The organism is Enterobacter cloacae complex sp. 2015409, from assembly GCF_041365315.1.
GTDB classification, from domain to species: domain Bacteria; phylum Pseudomonadota; class Gammaproteobacteria; order Enterobacterales; family Enterobacteriaceae; genus Enterobacter; species Enterobacter pseudoroggenkampii.
In genome coordinates, this window is sequence record NZ_JBFTVM010000010.1 from 1 (window position 1) to 15,476 (window position 15,476).

Consider the following 15,476-nt stretch of genomic DNA (forward strand, 5'->3'; position numbering starts at 1 on the left):
TCCGGTGGTTACAAGCAGTCTTCGGTGGAGCGGTAGTTCAGTCGGTTAGAATACCTGCCTGTCACGCAGGGGGTCGCGGGTTCGAGTCCCGTCCGTTCCGCCACTTATTAAGACATTAAGCCTGCCTTATCGGCAGGCTTAATGGCAAAAACTTTAGGGGCGTAGCTCAGTTGGTAGAGCACCGGTCTCCAAAACCGGGTGTCGCGAGTTCGAGTCTCTCCGCCCCTGCCATATAGAATCCTTTGCTTCGGCAAAGGATTTTTTTTTGCCTGAAACGCTGCAGAAAACGCTCTTCTTAATTTTTCAGCCAGCATTCCTGCTGGCTGATGTATCAATCCATTACATTGATTTTTAACAGATCTTTTATCTGTGATTGCTTATCACTGTTTTGCAGCCAAATCGCATACAGCGGCCTGGTAAGCGTGGTGGAATCCAGCACCGTATGCAGCCCCGCTTTAGTATCTGCCCAGCGCACAGGTAACCAGGTACAACCTCTCAGCAAGGGCAGCTGCTGACAGGCGATCTCTGCAGAGCTGGTCGTTAACTGCGGAACATCATCAGGTGCAATCAATCCCGTCTCATGCTGCTGGAAATCTGGCCCCCATTCCAGGCGCAAATAGGTCAGGTCTGCCTTCATCATTGAAGGTTCAGAGGCATAAAGCGCCAGTCCAAACTGACCCACAATCTGGCTGCTAAATTCGTCCATCTTGGGGGCTTCGGTTGTGATCAGAAGATCAAGCTGGCGCTCATGAAGTTGCTTAACCAGCGACTGCCGTTGCGCAATCCTGGCTTCGAATTGCAGGTGACTGTGTGAATGATAAAGCCGGGTAAGCCACTGACTTAGCATACATTCCCACAGGGAAGCGCTGGCCCCTATCGAGAACTCATTATGCCTCGACGTATGTGCCACCTCTTTGCGTGCCGCCTGCCAGGTATTCATAAGCGTTTCAGCGTACGGCAGCAGTTTCTCGCCGGCAGGCGTTAAGCGAATATTGTTACGATGGCGGGTAAAAAGATTCACACCCAGTTGATTTTCCAGCTGTCGAATACGAAAACTGACGGCTGACTGCGTCAGGTAAAGGGCTTCAGCTGCTCGCCCAAAGTGGCGTGTTCTGCTCACTTCAAGGAAAGTTTTAAGCAATTCCGTATCCACATCTTTCTCCGCAAAATTATTTGTCGTTATGATTTAAATGTTTTGTTTTACACTCTGTCAAGCGTAACTAATACTCCGCGCCATAAATAGCTCGGCCAAAGAATTAGGAGCGTGTAGGATGGCGGAAAGCTTTACGACGACTAATCGTTTTTTCGACAATAAACATTATCCGCGCGGGTTCTCTCGTCACGGCGATTTCACCATCAAAGAAGCTCAACTGCTTGAGCGCCATGGTTATGCCTTTAACGAGCTGGATCTGGGTAAGCGTGAACCTGCAACCGAAGACGAAAAACAGTTTGTTTCTGTTTGCCGTGGTGAGCGTGAGCCGCAGTCTGAAGCGGAACGTGTGTGGATCAAGTACATGGCGCGCATTAAGCGTCCAAAGCGCTTCCATACGCTGTCTGGCGGTAAGCCGCAGATGGAAGGTGCAGAAGACTACACCGAGTCTGATGACTAAGATGATAAGAAGGGGCTACGGCCCCTTTTTTTATGCCAGCAACTTCTGCAGATGCAGCAGCAAACGATCGATAGCGCGATAGCTCAGCGCCTCCTGCAAATGTTTCCTCTCAATGTCAGTGCACCCCTCTACGTCAGCAATGGTTCTGGCCACTTTCAACAAACGCTGCCACGCACGTATGGATAGCCCGAACCGCGTCAACGTCTCCTCCAGCCATCCCGCATCCTCAATGTTAAGAGAACAAAACTGCCGGATCCCGGCATTATCCAGCCGCGCATTTAGCCTGTTCTGACGGGCGTACTGCCGCTTCTGGGCTGTAATCACCCGCTCGCGTACCTCTGCTGAGCTTTCACCCGTGATGCCCGTTTGCCTGAGCAGGCCCGGTGGAGGAAGCGGGATTTCGAGAGATAAATCGAAACGGTCGAGGAACGGACCGGATAACTTACCGAGATAGCGCAATGTCTGCTCTGGCGTACAGCGGTTATGGTTGCCCTGGTAGTGGCCCGTCGGGCTGGGATTCATCGCAGCGACCAGCTGAAACTGCGCGGGATAGCTTATTTTGGCCCGCGTGCGTGAGATATGTATCTCGCCGGATTCAATGGGCTCCCGCAGTGCATCCAGCACGCGGCGCTCAAACTCCGGCAATTCATCAAGAAACAGAATGCCATTGTGTGCCAGCGAGATCTCACCCGGCCCGGGGATAGACCCACCGCCGACCATTGCCGTCAGTGAAGCGCTATGATGTGGGGAACGAAAAGGGCGACGGCGCCACTGTTTTTGCAACGATGCAGAACTGATGAGGCTGTATATGGCGGCACTTTCCAGCGCTTCATGATTATTGAGCGGTGGAAGCAACCCACTCAATCTGCTCGCCAACATGGTTTTACCCGTACCCGGCGGACCAATTAACAGAAGATTGTGTCCCCCTGCAGCCGTAATCTCCAGCGCCCGTTTCCCTTGCTCCTGCCCCATAATCTCGCTGAGATCCTCTGGAGCATCCGCTATAACATCATCACACTCCTCCGGCTCGGACAGTTCATGCCGCCCTTCCAGCCATGCACAAACTTCCTGTAAATGCCCCGCGATGAGGCATCCTTTTTCCGCGATAAGACTCACTTCTGATGCGTTTTCATTGGCTACAATGATTTGCCGCCCTGCACGTATGGCTTCCAGCGCTCCCGATATCGCCCCGGGAACGCCTCTTAACGCGCCTGTAAGCGCGAGTTCGCCAACGAACTCATACGAGCCTAGCCGTGTCGTATTAAGCTGCTCAGAAGCCGCGAGAAGGGCAATTGCGATAGGTAAATCGTATCGTCCCCCCTCTTTAGGCAGATCGGCAGGAGCAAGGTTGATGGTGATCTTCTTCGCGGGGAAGGCATAACCGCTATTTATTATTGCGCTGCGGACGCGATCCCTGGCCTCTTTAACCGTCGTTTCAGGTAACCCGACAAGCGTGAGTCCGGGTAGCCCGTTACTCAAATGAACCTCGACGGAAACAAGCGGTGCCTTTACCCCGAGAGCCGCACGCGTATAAACAACTGACAGTGACATTTGCACTACCTCCTGGTGTGACTATGTCAGTGCTCGTTATGTTTGTTTATTGCCATTTCGCGAATTTACGCCGCTTGTTCAGGGATTTTAATGGCGCATTGCAACAATTTCATAATCATGGAAAGCTCCTCGCAGAACGAAAAAATCCTGTTTTGACGGTTAGCACCACAGTAAAAAAATGAAAAATATTCATTTTCTAATTTCCGTATATAAAACAACGCTTTTAAGAAATGTGATTCGCGGGCTAACCAAATCCGTCATAAATAAATCTTGTGTTTAATTTGAAAACTGTGATAACTCTTTAGGTATTCCTTCGAACAAGATGCAAAACGAACTGAAAAATGACAGCCCTTCTACGAGTGATTAGCCTGGTCGTGATTAGCGTGGTGGTGATTATTATCCCACCGTGCGGGGCTGCACTTGGACGAGGAAAGGCTTAGAAATCAAGCCTTAACGAACTAAGACCCCCGCACCGAAAGGTCCGGGGGTTTTTTTATGACTAAAAAACGCAGATGAGGAGCAGAGAATGACGACTAGCACAAAATTCTGTTTCTCCCGATTTATGACGGGGAACTAACTATGAATGGGGCACAGTGGGTAGTACATGCGTTGCGCGCGCAGGGAGTCGAGACAGTATTCGGTTATCCAGGTGGCGCAATTATGCCGATTTACGATGCACTGTATGACGGCGGCGTGGAACATCTCTTGTGCCGACACGAGCAGGGCGCAGTGATGGCGGCCATTGGTTACGCCCGCGCGACCGGTAAAACCGGCGTGTGTATGGCGACGTCAGGCCCTGGCGCAACTAACTTGATCACCGGCCTGGCTGACGCGCTGCTGGATTCTGTTCCCGTTGTCGCCATCACCGGGCAGGTGGCGTCTCCGTTCATCGGTACCGACGCTTTCCAGGAAGTCGACGTCCTCGGTTTATCGCTGGCCTGCACCAAACACAGCTTCCTCGTCCAGTCTCTGGAAGAGCTGCCGCGCGTAATGGCAGAAGCGTTCGAAGTGGCAAACTCAGGTCGTCCTGGTCCGGTTCTGGTCGATATCCCGAAAGATATCCAGGTGGCATTCGGCGATTTGGAACCGCACTTCTCAACCGTTGAAAGCGACAATGCGTTTCCGGATGCGGAAGTTGAAGAGGCCCGTCAGATGCTGGCGCAGGCGAAACAGCCGATGCTGTACGTCGGCGGTGGCGTCGGCATGGCGCAGGCCGTCCCAGCCCTGCGCGAATTTATCGCAACAACGCAGATGCCAGCGACCTGTACGCTGAAAGGTCTCGGTGCCGTCGACGCGGATTACCCATACTATCTGGGCATGCTGGGGATGCACGGCACCAAAGCGGCAAACCTGGCGGTGCAGGCGTGCGATCTGCTCATCGCCGTAGGTGCCCGTTTTGACGACCGCGTCACCGGCAAGCTGAATACCTTTGCGCCGAACGCCAAAGTGATCCATATGGATATCGACCCGGCGGAGATGAACAAGCTGCGTCAGGCGCACGTTGCCCTGCAGGGCGATCTCAACGCGCTGTTACCGGCATTGCAGCAGCCGCTGGATATCAATGCATGGCGTCAGCACACCGCAGACATGCGCGCCGAGCACGCCTGGCGTTACGACCACCCCGGCGAGGCCATCTACGCGCCGCTGCTGTTGAAGCAGTTGTCCGACCGTAAACCGGCTGACAGCGTCGTCACCACCGACGTAGGCCAGCACCAGATGTGGTCCGCGCAGCACATGACCTACACCCGCCCGGAAAACTTCATCACCTCCAGCGGGTTAGGGACGATGGGCTTCGGTCTGCCAGCCGCCGTTGGCGCACAGGTTGCCCGCCCGAACGATACTGTTATCTGTATCTCCGGTGACGGCTCCTTCATGATGAACGTTCAGGAGCTCGGCACCGTTAAGCGTAAGCAGTTGCCGCTGAAGATCGTGTTGCTCGACAACCAGCGTTTAGGGATGGTTCGTCAGTGGCAACAGCTGTTCTTCCAGGAGCGCTACAGCGAAACGACGCTCACCGATAACCCCGATTTCCTCACCCTGGCCAGCGCCTTTGGCATCCCTGGTCAGCACATCACCCGTAAAGATCAGGTTGAAGCGGCGCTCGACACCATGCTGAACAGCGAGGGGCCTTACCTGCTTCATGTCTCAATCGATGAACTCGAGAACGTCTGGCCGCTGGTACCGCCTGGTGCCAGTAACTCACAAATGATGGAGAAATTATCATGATGCAGCATCAGGTCGCCGTACAGGCTCGCTTCAACCCGGAAACCTTAGAACGCGTTTTGCGCGTGGTGCGTCATCGTGGTTTTCAGATTTGCTCTATGAATATGGAGACGGCCACTGACGCCCGGAATATCAGTATCGAATTAACCGTTGCCAGCCCGCGGTCGGTCGACTTACTGTTTAGTCAGTTATCAAAGCTGGTAGACGTTGCCCATGTTGCCATCTGCCAGAGCACAACCACATCACAACAAATCCGCGCTTAAGCGTGACAGGACGAAAAAATGACGACAAAAAAAGCTGATTACATTTGGTTCAACGGTGAGATGGTTCGCTGGGAGGACGCGAAGGTCCACGTGATGTCCCACGCGCTGCATTACGGTACCTCCGTGTTTGAAGGCATCCGCTGCTACGATTCTCACAAAGGGCCAGTGGTGTTCCGCCATCGCGAACACATGCAGCGTCTGCATGACTCAGCCAAAATTTATCGTTTCCCGGTTTCCCAGAGCGTCGACGAGCTGATGGAAGCCTGTCGCGACGTGATTCGCAAGAACAACCTGACCAGCGCCTATATTCGCCCGCTGGTGTTTGTGGGCGACGTCGGTATGGGAGTGAACCCGCCCGCTGGCTATACCACGGATGTGATCATTGCCGCGTTCCCATGGGGTGCCTACCTGGGTGCAGAAGCCCTGGAGCAGGGGATCGACGCAATGGTCTCTTCCTGGAACCGCGTTGCGCCAAACACCATCCCGACCGCCGCGAAAGCGGGCGGTAACTACCTCTCTTCACTGCTGGTCGGTAGCGAAGCGCGCCGTCACGGCTATCAGGAAGGTATCGCCCTGGACGTAAACGGCTACATCTCCGAAGGCGCAGGTGAAAACCTGTTTGAAGTGAAAGACGGCATCCTGTTCACGCCGCCGTTCACCTCGTCCGCGCTGCCGGGCATCACCCGTGATGCCATCATCAAGCTGGCGAAAGATCTGGGTATCGAAGTGCGCGAGCAGGTGCTGTCTCGCGAATCCCTGTACCTGGCGGATGAAGTCTTTATGTCCGGTACCGCGGCTGAAATCACGCCGGTGCGCAGCGTAGACGGTATCCAGGTGGGCGAAGGCCGCTGTGGCCCGGTCACCAAACGCATTCAGCAAGCGTTCTTTGGCCTCTTCACCGGCGAAACAGAAGATAAATACGGCTGGTTGGATCAGGTTAATCACTAAGTATAAATTTGGGACGGCACGCACCGTCCCATTACATAGTCAGACGGGAGTAAATAAAGCATGCCTAAGTATCGTTCAGCCACCACCACCCACGGCCGTAACATGGCGGGTGCCCGCGCACTGTGGCGCGCCACCGGAATGACCGACGCCGATTTCGGTAAGCCAATTATCGCCGTGGTGAACTCCTTCACCCAGTTCGTTCCGGGCCACGTGCACCTGCGCGATCTGGGTAAGCTGGTTGCCGAGCAAATCGAGGCCTCCGGCGGCGTGGCGAAAGAGTTCAACACCATTGCGGTGGATGACGGTATCGCGATGGGGCACGGGGGCATGCTCTATTCACTGCCGTCGCGCGAACTGATCGCCGACTCGGTGGAGTACATGGTTAACGCCCACTGCGCCGATGCAATGGTCTGTATCTCCAACTGCGACAAAATCACTCCGGGGATGCTGATGGCCTCCCTGCGCCTTAATATTCCGGTGATCTTCGTCTCCGGTGGCCCAATGGAAGCGGGGAAAACCAAGCTCTCCGACAAAATCATCAAGCTCGACCTGGTTGATGCGATGATCCAGGGTGCGGATCCGAAAGTCTCTGACGAGCAGAGCGACCAGGTTGAGCGCTCCGCGTGTCCGACCTGCGGCTCCTGTTCCGGTATGTTCACCGCCAACTCCATGAACTGCCTGACCGAAGCGCTGGGCCTTTCTCAGCCGGGCAACGGCTCGCTGCTGGCGACCCACGCCGACCGTAAGCAGCTGTTCCTCAATGCCGGTAAACGTATCGTTGAGCTGACCAAACGCTACTACGAGCAGGACGACGCCAGCGCGCTGCCGCGCAGCATCGCCAGCAAAGCGGCGTTCGAGAACGCCATGACCCTGGATATCGCCATGGGCGGTTCCACCAATACCGTTCTGCACCTGCTGGCCGCCGCGCAGGAAGCCGAAATCGACTTCACCATGAGCGATATCGACAAGCTGTCCCGTAAAGTGCCGCAGCTGTGTAAGGTCGCGCCGAGTACGCAGAAGTACCACATGGAAGACGTGCACCGTGCCGGTGGCGTCATCGGTATCCTCGGCGAGCTGGATCGCGCCGGGCTGCTGAACCGTGACGTGAAAAACGTCCTCGGCCTGACGTTGCCTGAGTCGCTGGACCAATACGACGTGATGCTGACCAAAGACGACGCGGTGAAAAAAATGTTCCGCGCGGGTCCTGCCGGTATTCGCACCACCCAGGCGTTCTCGCAGGACTGTCGCTGGGATACCCTGGACGATGACCGCGCCGAAGGCTGCATCCGCTCGCTGGAACACGCCTACAGCAAAGACGGCGGCCTGGCCGTGCTGTACGGTAACTTTGCGGAAAATGGCTGCATCGTGAAGACCGCTGGCGTGGACGACAGCATCCTGAAATTCACCGGTCCGGCGAAAGTGTACGAAAGCCAGGATGAAGCGGTAGACGCTATCCTGGGCGGTAAAGTGGTGGAAGGCGACGTGGTTGTCATCCGTTATGAAGGGCCGAAAGGCGGCCCGGGCATGCAGGAGATGCTCTACCCAACCACCTTCCTGAAATCGATGGGCCTCGGTAAAGCCTGCGCGCTGATCACCGACGGGCGTTTCTCCGGCGGCACCTCTGGTCTCTCCATCGGCCACGTTTCACCGGAAGCAGCAAGCGGCGGCAACATTGCCATCATCGAAGACGGCGACCTGATCGAAATCGACATTCCGAATCGTGGCATTCAGCTCAAGCTTACCGACCAGGAGATCGCGGCCCGTCGTGAAGCCCAGGAGGCCCGCGGCGACAAAGCCTGGACGCCGAAAGATCGCCAGCGCGAAGTCTCCTTCGCCCTGCGCGCCTACGCGAGCCTTGCCACCAGTGCAGATAAAGGCGCGGTGCGCGATAAATCGAAACTTGGGGGCTAATGATGGCCGAGTCACAACCCTTATCCGCCGCCCCCGAGGGGGCGGAATACCTGAGAGCGGTGCTGCGCGCGCCGGTCTATGAAGCCGTGCAGGTTACGCCCCTGCAGAAAATGGAAAAACTCTCTTCGCGCCTCGACAACGTGATCCTGGTCAAGCGCGAAGACCGTCAGCCGGTGCACAGCTTCAAGCTGCGCGGCGCCTACGCGATGATGGCCGGGCTGACCGACGAGCAGAAAGCGCGCGGCGTGATTACCGCCTCGGCGGGCAACCACGCCCAGGGCGTTGCGTTCTCGTCTGCCCGTCTGGGGCTGAAAGCGCTGATCGTGATGCCGGTCGCAACCGCGGACATCAAAGTCGATGCGGTGCGAGGTTTCGGCGGCGAAGTGCTGCTCCACGGGGCTAACTTCGACGAAGCCAAAGCCAAAGCGATCGAGCTGGCGCAGCAGCAGGGTTTCACTTGGGTGCCGCCGTTCGACCACCCGATGGTGATTGCCGGGCAGGGCACGCTGGCGCTTGAACTGCTACAGCAGGATGCCCATCTCGATCGCGTGTTTGTGCCGGTCGGCGGCGGCGGCCTGGCTGCGGGCGTGGCGGTGCTGATCAAACAGCTGATGCCGCAGATCAAAGTCATCGCCGTTGAAGCGGAAGACTCTGCCTGCCTGAAAGCGGCGCTGGATGCGGGTCACCCGGTAGATCTGCCGCGCGTCGGGCTGTTTGCCGAGGGCGTGGCGGTGAAGCGCATTGGGGATGAAACCTTCCGCCTGTGCCAGGAATATCTCGACGATATCGTCACGGTTGATAGCGATGCTATCTGCGCGGCGATGAAAGATCTGTTCGAGGATGTGCGCGCGGTGGCGGAACCTTCCGGCGCGCTGGCGCTGGCGGGGATGAAAAAATACATCGCGCAGCACAACATCCGCGGCGAGCGGCTGGCGCACGTGCTGTCTGGTGCCAACGTGAACTTCCACGGCCTGCGCTACGTTTCCGAGCGCTGCGAGCTGGGCGAACAGCGTGAAGCGCTGCTGGCGGTGACCATCCCGGAAGAGAAGGGCAGCTTCCTGAAGTTCTGTCAGCTGCTGGGTGGTCGTTCTGTGACGGAATTTAACTACCGTTTTGCCGATGCCAAAGACGCCTGTATTTTTGTCGGCGTGCGTCTGAGCCGTGGCGTGGAGGAGCGCAAAGAGATCCTCAACCTGCTGCATGAGGGCGGCTACAGCGTGGTCGATCTCTCTGACGACGAGATGGCGAAGCTGCACGTGCGCTACATGGTTGGCGGGCGTCCATCGAAGCCGCTCAGGGAACGTCTGTTCAGCTTCGAGTTCCCGGAATCGCCGGGCGCGCTGCTCAAGTTCCTGCACACGCTGGGCACGCACTGGAACATCTCTCTGTTCCACTACCGCAGCCACGGCACCGACTACGGGCGCGTGCTGGCGGCGTTTGAACTGGGCGAGCACGAGCCGGATTTCGAAACACGGCTGAACGAGCTGGGCTATGAGTGTCACGACGAAACCCATAACCCGGCCTTCCGCTTCTTCCTCGCGGGCTAAGGGCTGGCCGGGTAAGCGCAGCACCATCCGGCTTTAGTGGTTCGGCAATATCGTCCAGAACGCATCAATAAGCGGCTCATGCAGCCGCTTTTTTTGTGCGCACACGCCAAGCTCAAACGGCGTCTTCTCGTCGCTGCGCTCCAGAATCATTACGCGATTGCGCACCGGTTCCGGGCTATTTTCCAGCACCACTTCCGGCAGCAGCGCCACGCCGCAGCCGAGCGCCACCATCGACACCATCGCCTCATGGCCGCTGACCGTGGCGTAAATCGACGGGTTGCTGATTTTCTGACGGCGGAACCACAGCTCAATGCGACGTCGCACCGGCCCCTGATCGGCCATGATAAACGGCACCGTGGACCAGTCCGGTTTTTCCACCGACACCTGATTACGCACCGGGCAGGGCAGCGCGGGGGCAATCAGCACCACCGCCAGATTCTCCAGCATTGAGAATGCCACCGCGCCCGGCAGGGTTTCCGGCTTCCCGGCAATGGCGAGATCCGCTTCGCCCGTCACCACTTTCTCCATTGCGTCGGAGGCGTCGCCGGTAGTGAGTTTAATTTCAACCGACGGATGCGCCGCGCGGAAGCGGTCGAGAATGGGCGGCAGATGGCTATAGGCGGCGGTCACGGAGCAGAAAATATGCAGCTCACCGGAAAGTGACGGCCCCTGCTGGTCAATCGAGTGACGCAGCTGCTGGTACTGCAACAGCGTCTGCTGGGCAAAAATGCGCAACTCTTCGCCCGCTTCCGTGAGGGTGACGGTGCGGTTGTCGCGCACGAACAGCGGCTGGCCGAGGTCTTCCTCAAGGCGCTGGATCTGGCGCGAAAGCGTGGAGGGGCTAACGTGCATCGCCCGCGCGCTGCGGCCAAAGTGACGGCTTTCCGCCAGGTGCAGGAACATTTTCAGATCGCGTAAATCCACTGATTCCACTCCCTCTTTTTATATTGCAAAAATTGCAACGTGACGTTGTGAATATATCAATTTCCGCAATAAATTTCCTGTTGTAATGTGGGTACATTCTCGCTGAAACGCGAACCGAACAATAAGACACACAACATCACGAGGTATCACCCATGGCTAACTACTTTAATACACTGAACTTGCGCCAGCAGCTGGCGCAGCTGGGCAAATGCCGCTTCATGGCGCGCGACGAATTTGCCGATGGCGCGAGCTACCTTCAGGGTAAAAAAGTGGTCATCGTCGGCTGTGGCGCACAGGGTCTGAACCAGGGCCTGAACATGCGTGACTCCGGTCTGGATATCTCCTACGCCCTGCGTAAAGAAGCGATTGCCGAGAAGCGTGCTTCCTGGCGTAAAGCGACCGAAAACGGCTTCAAAGTGGGTACCTACGAAGAGCTGATCCCGCAGGCGGATCTGGTGGTTAACCTGACCCCGGACAAACAGCACTCAGACGTTGTGCGTTCCGTACAGCCGCTGATGAAAGACGGTGCCGCGCTGGGTTACTCCCACGGCTTCAACATCGTTGAAGTGGGCGAGCAGATCCGTAAAGACATCACCGTAGTGATGGTGGCACCGAAGTGTCCGGGTACGGAAGTACGCGAAGAATACAAGCGTGGCTTCGGCGTGCCGACGCTTATCGCAGTTCACCCGGAAAACGATCCGAAAGGCGAAGGCATGGCGATTGCCAAAGCATGGGCAGCGGCGACCGGCGGCCACCGTGCGGGCGTTCTGGAATCGTCCTTCGTTGCGGAAGTGAAATCTGACCTGATGGGCGAGCAGACCATTCTGTGCGGCATGCTGCAGGCCGGTTCTCTGCTGTGCTTCGACAAGCTGGTGGAAGAGGGTACCGACCCGGCCTACGCGGAAAAACTGATTCAGTTCGGCTGGGAAACCATCACCGAAGCGCTGAAGCAGGGCGGTATTACGCTGATGATGGACCGTCTGTCCAACCCGGCAAAACTGCGTGCTTACGCGCTGTCTGAACAGCTGAAAACCATCATGGCGCCGCTGTTCCAGAAACACATGGACGACATCATCTCCGGCGAGTTCTCTTCCGGTATGATGGCGGACTGGGCGAACGACGATAAGAAACTGCTGACCTGGCGTGAAGAGACCGGTAAAACCGCGTTCGAAACCGCGCCGCAGTTTGAAGGTAAAATCGGCGAGCAGGAGTACTTCGATAAAGGCGTCCTGATGATCGCGATGGTGAAAGCGGGCGTTGAGCTGGCGTTCGAAACCATGGTGGATTCCGGCATCATCGAAGAGTCTGCGTACTACGAATCACTGCACGAGCTGCCGCTGATTGCGAACACCATCGCCCGTAAGCGTCTGTACGAAATGAACGTGGTGATCTCTGATACCGCAGAATACGGTAACTACCTGTTCTCTTACGCCTGCGTACCGCTGCTGAAAGAGTTTATGACCACTCTGCAGACGGGCGATCTGGGTAAAGCGATTGCGGAAGGTGCTGTGGACAACGCGCAGCTGCGCGACGTGAACGAAGCGATTCGCAGCCACCAGATCGAGAAAGTGGGTCACAAACTGCGTGGCTACATGACCGATATGAAGCGTATCGCGGTAGCGGGCTAACAATCTTGTCGGGTGGCGCTTCGCTTACCCGACCTACAAAACCGTAAGATGTAGGCCGGGTAAGGCGCAGCCGCCACCCGGCTTTTTTATTTGCGATACAGCACTTTAATCACGTGGTAGCCGAACTGCGTGTGCAGCGGGCCGGTTGGCTCCAGCACCGGGCAGGAGAAGACCACTTTATCGAACGCCGGTACCATCTGACCCTGGCGGAATTCACCCAGATCGCCGCCGCGTTTGCCTGACGGACAGATGGAGTGCTTCTTCGCCAGCTTGCCGAAGTCGGCGCCGTTTTTGATCTGCTCCAGAAGATCTAAAGCCAGTTTCTCTTCTTTAACAAGAATATGCAGTGCTGCTGCTGTTTTTGCCATGATCGTGCCTTGAATAGGTTGAGATAAATCGGGGCGCAATATACCACGCGTCAGCGGCGATAAAGCACCTTAATGATATGGTAGCCAAATTTGGTTTTTACCGGGCCGTAGGGCTTCAGAAGCGGGCAGCTAAAGACCGCCTGATCGAACGGGCCGACCATTGCACCTTGTTGAAACTCCCCAAGATCGCCGCCATTGCGCCCGGACGGGCATTTAGAGTAACGCTTCGCCAGATGATCAAAGCTGATGCCGCGCTCCAGCTTGGCCAGGATCTCCTGAGCCAGTTTCTCTTCTTTTACCAGAATATGCAGGGCTGCTGCGGTCTTTTTCATGGTTCTGCTCTACGGGTTAAACGCGATTTCTCCACTTTATCATTAGCCGGTAAATCTGCGCCCGGCTTTCTGCTACAATCCACACCTCGTTCGAAGATTGAGCAATACTCCCATGCGTTTAAACCCTGGACAACAACAAGCGGTCGAATTCGTTACTGGACCATGCCTGGTGCTGGCAGGGGCCGGTTCGGGTAAAACCCGCGTGATCACCAACAAAATCGCCCATCTGATCCACAACTGCGGGTATCAGGCGCGACACATTGCGGCGGTCACCTTTACCAATAAAGCGGCGCGCGAGATGAAAGAGCGTGTCGGTCAGACGCTGGGCCGTAAAGAGGCGCGCGGCCTGATGATCTCCACCTTCCACACGCTGGGGCTGGATATCATCAAACGCGAGTATGCGGCGCTGGGAATGAAGTCCAACTTCTCGCTCTTCGATGACACCGATCAGGTGGCGCTGCTCAAAGAGCTCACCGAGGGGCTGATCGAAGATGATAAAGTGCTGTTGCAGCAGCTGATCTCGACGATCTCGAACTGGAAAAACGATCTGATGACGCCGGCCCAGGCCGCGGCGATCGCCAAAGGCGAACGGGATCGCATCTTCGCCCACTGCTACGGTCTGTACGATGCACATATGAAAGCGTGCAACGTGCTGGACTTCGACGACCTGATCCTGCTGCCGACGCTGCTGCTGCAGCGCAATGAAGAGGTGCGCGAGCGCTGGCAGAACAAAATCCGTTACCTGCTGGTGGATGAGTATCAGGACACCAACACCAGCCAGTACGAGCTGGTGAAGCTGCTGGTGGGGCAGCGCGCGCGTTTCACCGTGGTCGGCGATGATGACCAGTCAATTTACTCCTGGCGCGGCGCGCGCCCGCAAAACCTGGTGCTGCTGAGCAAAGATTTCCCCGCCCTGCAGGTAATTAAGCTGGAACAGAACTATCGCTCCTCCGGGCGTATCCTGAAAGCAGCTAACATCCTGATTGCCAATAACCCGCACGTGTTTGAGAAGCGTCTCTTCTCCGAACTGGGCTACGGTACGGAGCTGAAAGTGCTCAGCGCCAACAATGAGGATCATGAAGCGGAGCGCGTGACGGGCGAACTCATCGCCCACCACTTCGTCAACAAAACTGAATATAAGGATTACGCGATCCTCTATCGCGGCAATCACCAGTCGCGTGTCTTTGAAAAGATGCTGATGCAGAACCGCATTCCGTACAAAATCTCGGGCGGCACGTCGTTCTTCTCACGACCAGAAATCAAAGATCTGCTGGCCTACCTGCGCGTACTCACGAACCCGGATGACGACAGCGCGTTTCTGCGCATCGTGAATACGCCAAAACGCGAGATTGGACCGGCGACGCTGCAAAAGCTCGGCGAGTGGGCGATGACCCGCAACAAAAGTATGTTTACTGCCAGCTTCGACATGGGGCTGAGCCAGACGTTAACCGGACGCGGGTATGACTCGTTAACCCGCTTCACCCACTGGCTTGGCGAAGTGCAGCGTCTCGCGGAGCGCGAGCCGGTGGCGGCGGTGCGCGATCTTATTCACGGCATCGACTATGAGTCCTGGCTGTACGAAACTTCGGCCAGCCCGAAAGCGGCTGAGATGCGCATGAAGAACGTTAACCAGCTCTTCAGCTGGATGACCGAAATGCTGGAGGGCTCCGAAATCGACGAGCCGATGACCCTGACGCAGGTGGTCACCCGCTTTACCCTGCGCGACATGATGGAGCGGGGCGAGAGCGAAGAAGAGGCCGATCAGGTTCAGCTGATGACGCTGCATGCGTCAAAAGGGCTGGAGTTCCCGTATGTCTATCTGGTCGGTATGGAAGAGGGGTTGTTACCGCATCAGAGCAGCATTGATGAAGACAACGTCGACGAGGAGCGCCGCCTGGCCTACGTGGGGATCACCCGCGCGCAGAAAGAGCTGACGTTCACACTGTGTAAAGAGCGCCGTCAGTATGGCGAACTTGTCCGCCCGGAGCCGAGCCGTTTCCTGCTGGAGCTGCCGCAGGATGACGTGATTTGGGAACAGGAGCGCAAAGTGATTACCGCAGAAGAGCGGATGCACAAGGGGCAGGCTAACGTGGCAAATATCCGCGCCATGCTGGCAAAAGCCAAAGAGAAAGGATAATGATGAGTAGGCCGGGTAAGGCGAAGCCGCCACC

15 protein-coding genes and 2 tRNA genes are annotated in these 15,476 nt (G+C 56.7%); 12 read left to right on the top strand and 5 right to left on the bottom strand.

Annotation, left to right across the window (positions count from 1 at the left end; genetic code table 11):
• The first annotated feature begins 26 nt into the window (after positions 1-26).
• Positions 27-103, top strand: a tRNA-Asp gene (locus ACDO57_RS22515).
• 52 nt (positions 104-155) lie between these two features.
• Positions 156-231: transfer RNA gene (locus tag ACDO57_RS22520), tRNA-Trp, on the top strand.
• A 100-nt stretch (positions 232-331) separates the two neighbouring features.
• Here the strand turns inward: ACDO57_RS22520 and hdfR are convergent.
• Positions 332-1,153 (bottom strand): HTH-type transcriptional regulator HdfR, encoded by an 822-nt coding sequence (hdfR, locus tag ACDO57_RS22525; protein ID WP_024907953.1) that lies wholly within the window; start codon positions 1,151-1,153, stop codon positions 332-334.
• Between the two features lie 118 nt (positions 1,154-1,271).
• Here hdfR and ACDO57_RS22530 point away from each other — a divergent pair, with 118 nt between their 5' ends.
• A complete protein-coding gene (locus ACDO57_RS22530; protein ID WP_008501577.1) occupies positions 1,272-1,610 on the top strand; it encodes a DUF413 domain-containing protein in 339 nt (112 codons plus the stop codon).
• 30 nt (positions 1,611-1,640) lie between these two features.
• On the opposite strand, the gene ACDO57_RS22535 is transcribed toward ACDO57_RS22530, so the two are convergent.
• A complete protein-coding gene (locus ACDO57_RS22535) occupies positions 1,641-3,161 on the bottom strand; it encodes a YifB family Mg chelatase-like AAA ATPase (RefSeq protein WP_267217773.1) in 1,521 nt (506 codons plus the stop codon).
• A 341-nt stretch (positions 3,162-3,502) separates the two neighbouring features.
• On the opposite strand from ACDO57_RS22535, the gene ilvL reads away from it, so the two are divergent.
• From ilvL to ilvA, 7 genes are all read left to right on the top strand, one after another.
• The gene (gene ilvL / locus ACDO57_RS22540; protein WP_001311244.1) at positions 3,503-3,601 is read left to right on the top strand and encodes an ilv operon leader peptide; all 99 of its coding nucleotides are present in this window, start codon (positions 3,503-3,505) and stop codon (positions 3,599-3,601) included.
• Between the two features lie 86 nt (positions 3,602-3,687).
• On the top strand, positions 3,688-3,738 hold the full coding sequence (gene ilvX / locus ACDO57_RS22545; RefSeq protein ID WP_166792073.1) for a peptide IlvX: 51 nt from the start codon (positions 3,688-3,690) through the stop codon (positions 3,736-3,738).
• Positions 3,739-3,740: 2 nt separating this feature from the next.
• On the top strand, positions 3,741-5,387 hold the full coding sequence (gene ilvG / locus ACDO57_RS22550; protein ID WP_370884607.1) for an acetolactate synthase 2 catalytic subunit: 1,647 nt from the start codon (positions 3,741-3,743) through the stop codon (positions 5,385-5,387).
• The gene (gene ilvM / locus ACDO57_RS22555; protein WP_024907956.1) at positions 5,384-5,647 is read left to right on the top strand and encodes an acetolactate synthase 2 small subunit; all 264 of its coding nucleotides are present in this window, start codon (positions 5,384-5,386) and stop codon (positions 5,645-5,647) included. Before ilvG ends, ilvM begins: the two co-directional genes overlap by 4 nt.
• Before the next feature lie 18 nt (positions 5,648-5,665).
• Entirely contained in the window at positions 5,666-6,595 is a 930-nt protein-coding gene (gene ilvE, locus ACDO57_RS22560; RefSeq protein ID WP_023309654.1) for a branched-chain-amino-acid transaminase, read from the top strand.
• Between the two features lie 60 nt (positions 6,596-6,655).
• Positions 6,656-8,506, top strand: a complete 1,851-nt coding sequence (ilvD, locus tag ACDO57_RS22565; RefSeq protein ID WP_032646098.1) for a dihydroxy-acid dehydratase — start codon at positions 6,656-6,658, stop codon at positions 8,504-8,506.
• Between the two features lie 2 nt (positions 8,507-8,508).
• A complete protein-coding gene (gene ilvA / locus ACDO57_RS22570) occupies positions 8,509-10,053 on the top strand; it encodes a threonine ammonia-lyase, biosynthetic (protein WP_024907958.1) in 1,545 nt (514 codons plus the stop codon).
• Positions 10,054-10,086: 33 nt separating this feature from the next.
• On the opposite strand, the gene ilvY is transcribed toward ilvA, so the two are convergent.
• Positions 10,087-10,977 carry an HTH-type transcriptional activator IlvY gene (ilvY, locus tag ACDO57_RS22575; RefSeq protein ID WP_023333829.1) on the bottom strand — a complete coding sequence of 297 codons (891 nt, stop codon included), beginning with the start codon at positions 10,975-10,977 and terminating at the stop codon, positions 10,087-10,089.
• Positions 10,978-11,129: 152 nt separating this feature from the next.
• Here ilvY and ilvC point away from each other — a divergent pair, with 152 nt between their 5' ends.
• On the top strand, positions 11,130-12,605 hold the full coding sequence (gene ilvC / locus ACDO57_RS22580; protein WP_048989373.1) for a ketol-acid reductoisomerase: 1,476 nt from the start codon (positions 11,130-11,132) through the stop codon (positions 12,603-12,605).
• Positions 12,606-12,691: 86 nt separating this feature from the next.
• Here the strand turns inward: ilvC and ppiC (ACDO57_RS22585) are convergent, their stop codons facing one another.
• Entirely contained in the window at positions 12,692-12,973 is a 282-nt protein-coding gene (gene ppiC, locus ACDO57_RS22585; RefSeq protein ID WP_008501570.1) for a peptidylprolyl isomerase PpiC, read from the bottom strand.
• 50 nt (positions 12,974-13,023) lie between these two features.
• Positions 13,024-13,305 (bottom strand): peptidylprolyl isomerase PpiC, encoded by a 282-nt coding sequence (gene ppiC / locus ACDO57_RS22590; protein ID WP_004886860.1) that lies wholly within the window; start codon positions 13,303-13,305, stop codon positions 13,024-13,026.
• A 112-nt stretch (positions 13,306-13,417) separates the two neighbouring features.
• Here ppiC (ACDO57_RS22590) and rep point away from each other — a divergent pair, with 112 nt between their 5' ends.
• On the top strand, positions 13,418-15,442 hold the full coding sequence (gene rep, locus ACDO57_RS22595; protein WP_032646096.1) for a DNA helicase Rep: 2,025 nt from the start codon (positions 13,418-13,420) through the stop codon (positions 15,440-15,442).
• The last annotated feature ends 34 nt before the right edge of the window (positions 15,443-15,476 follow it).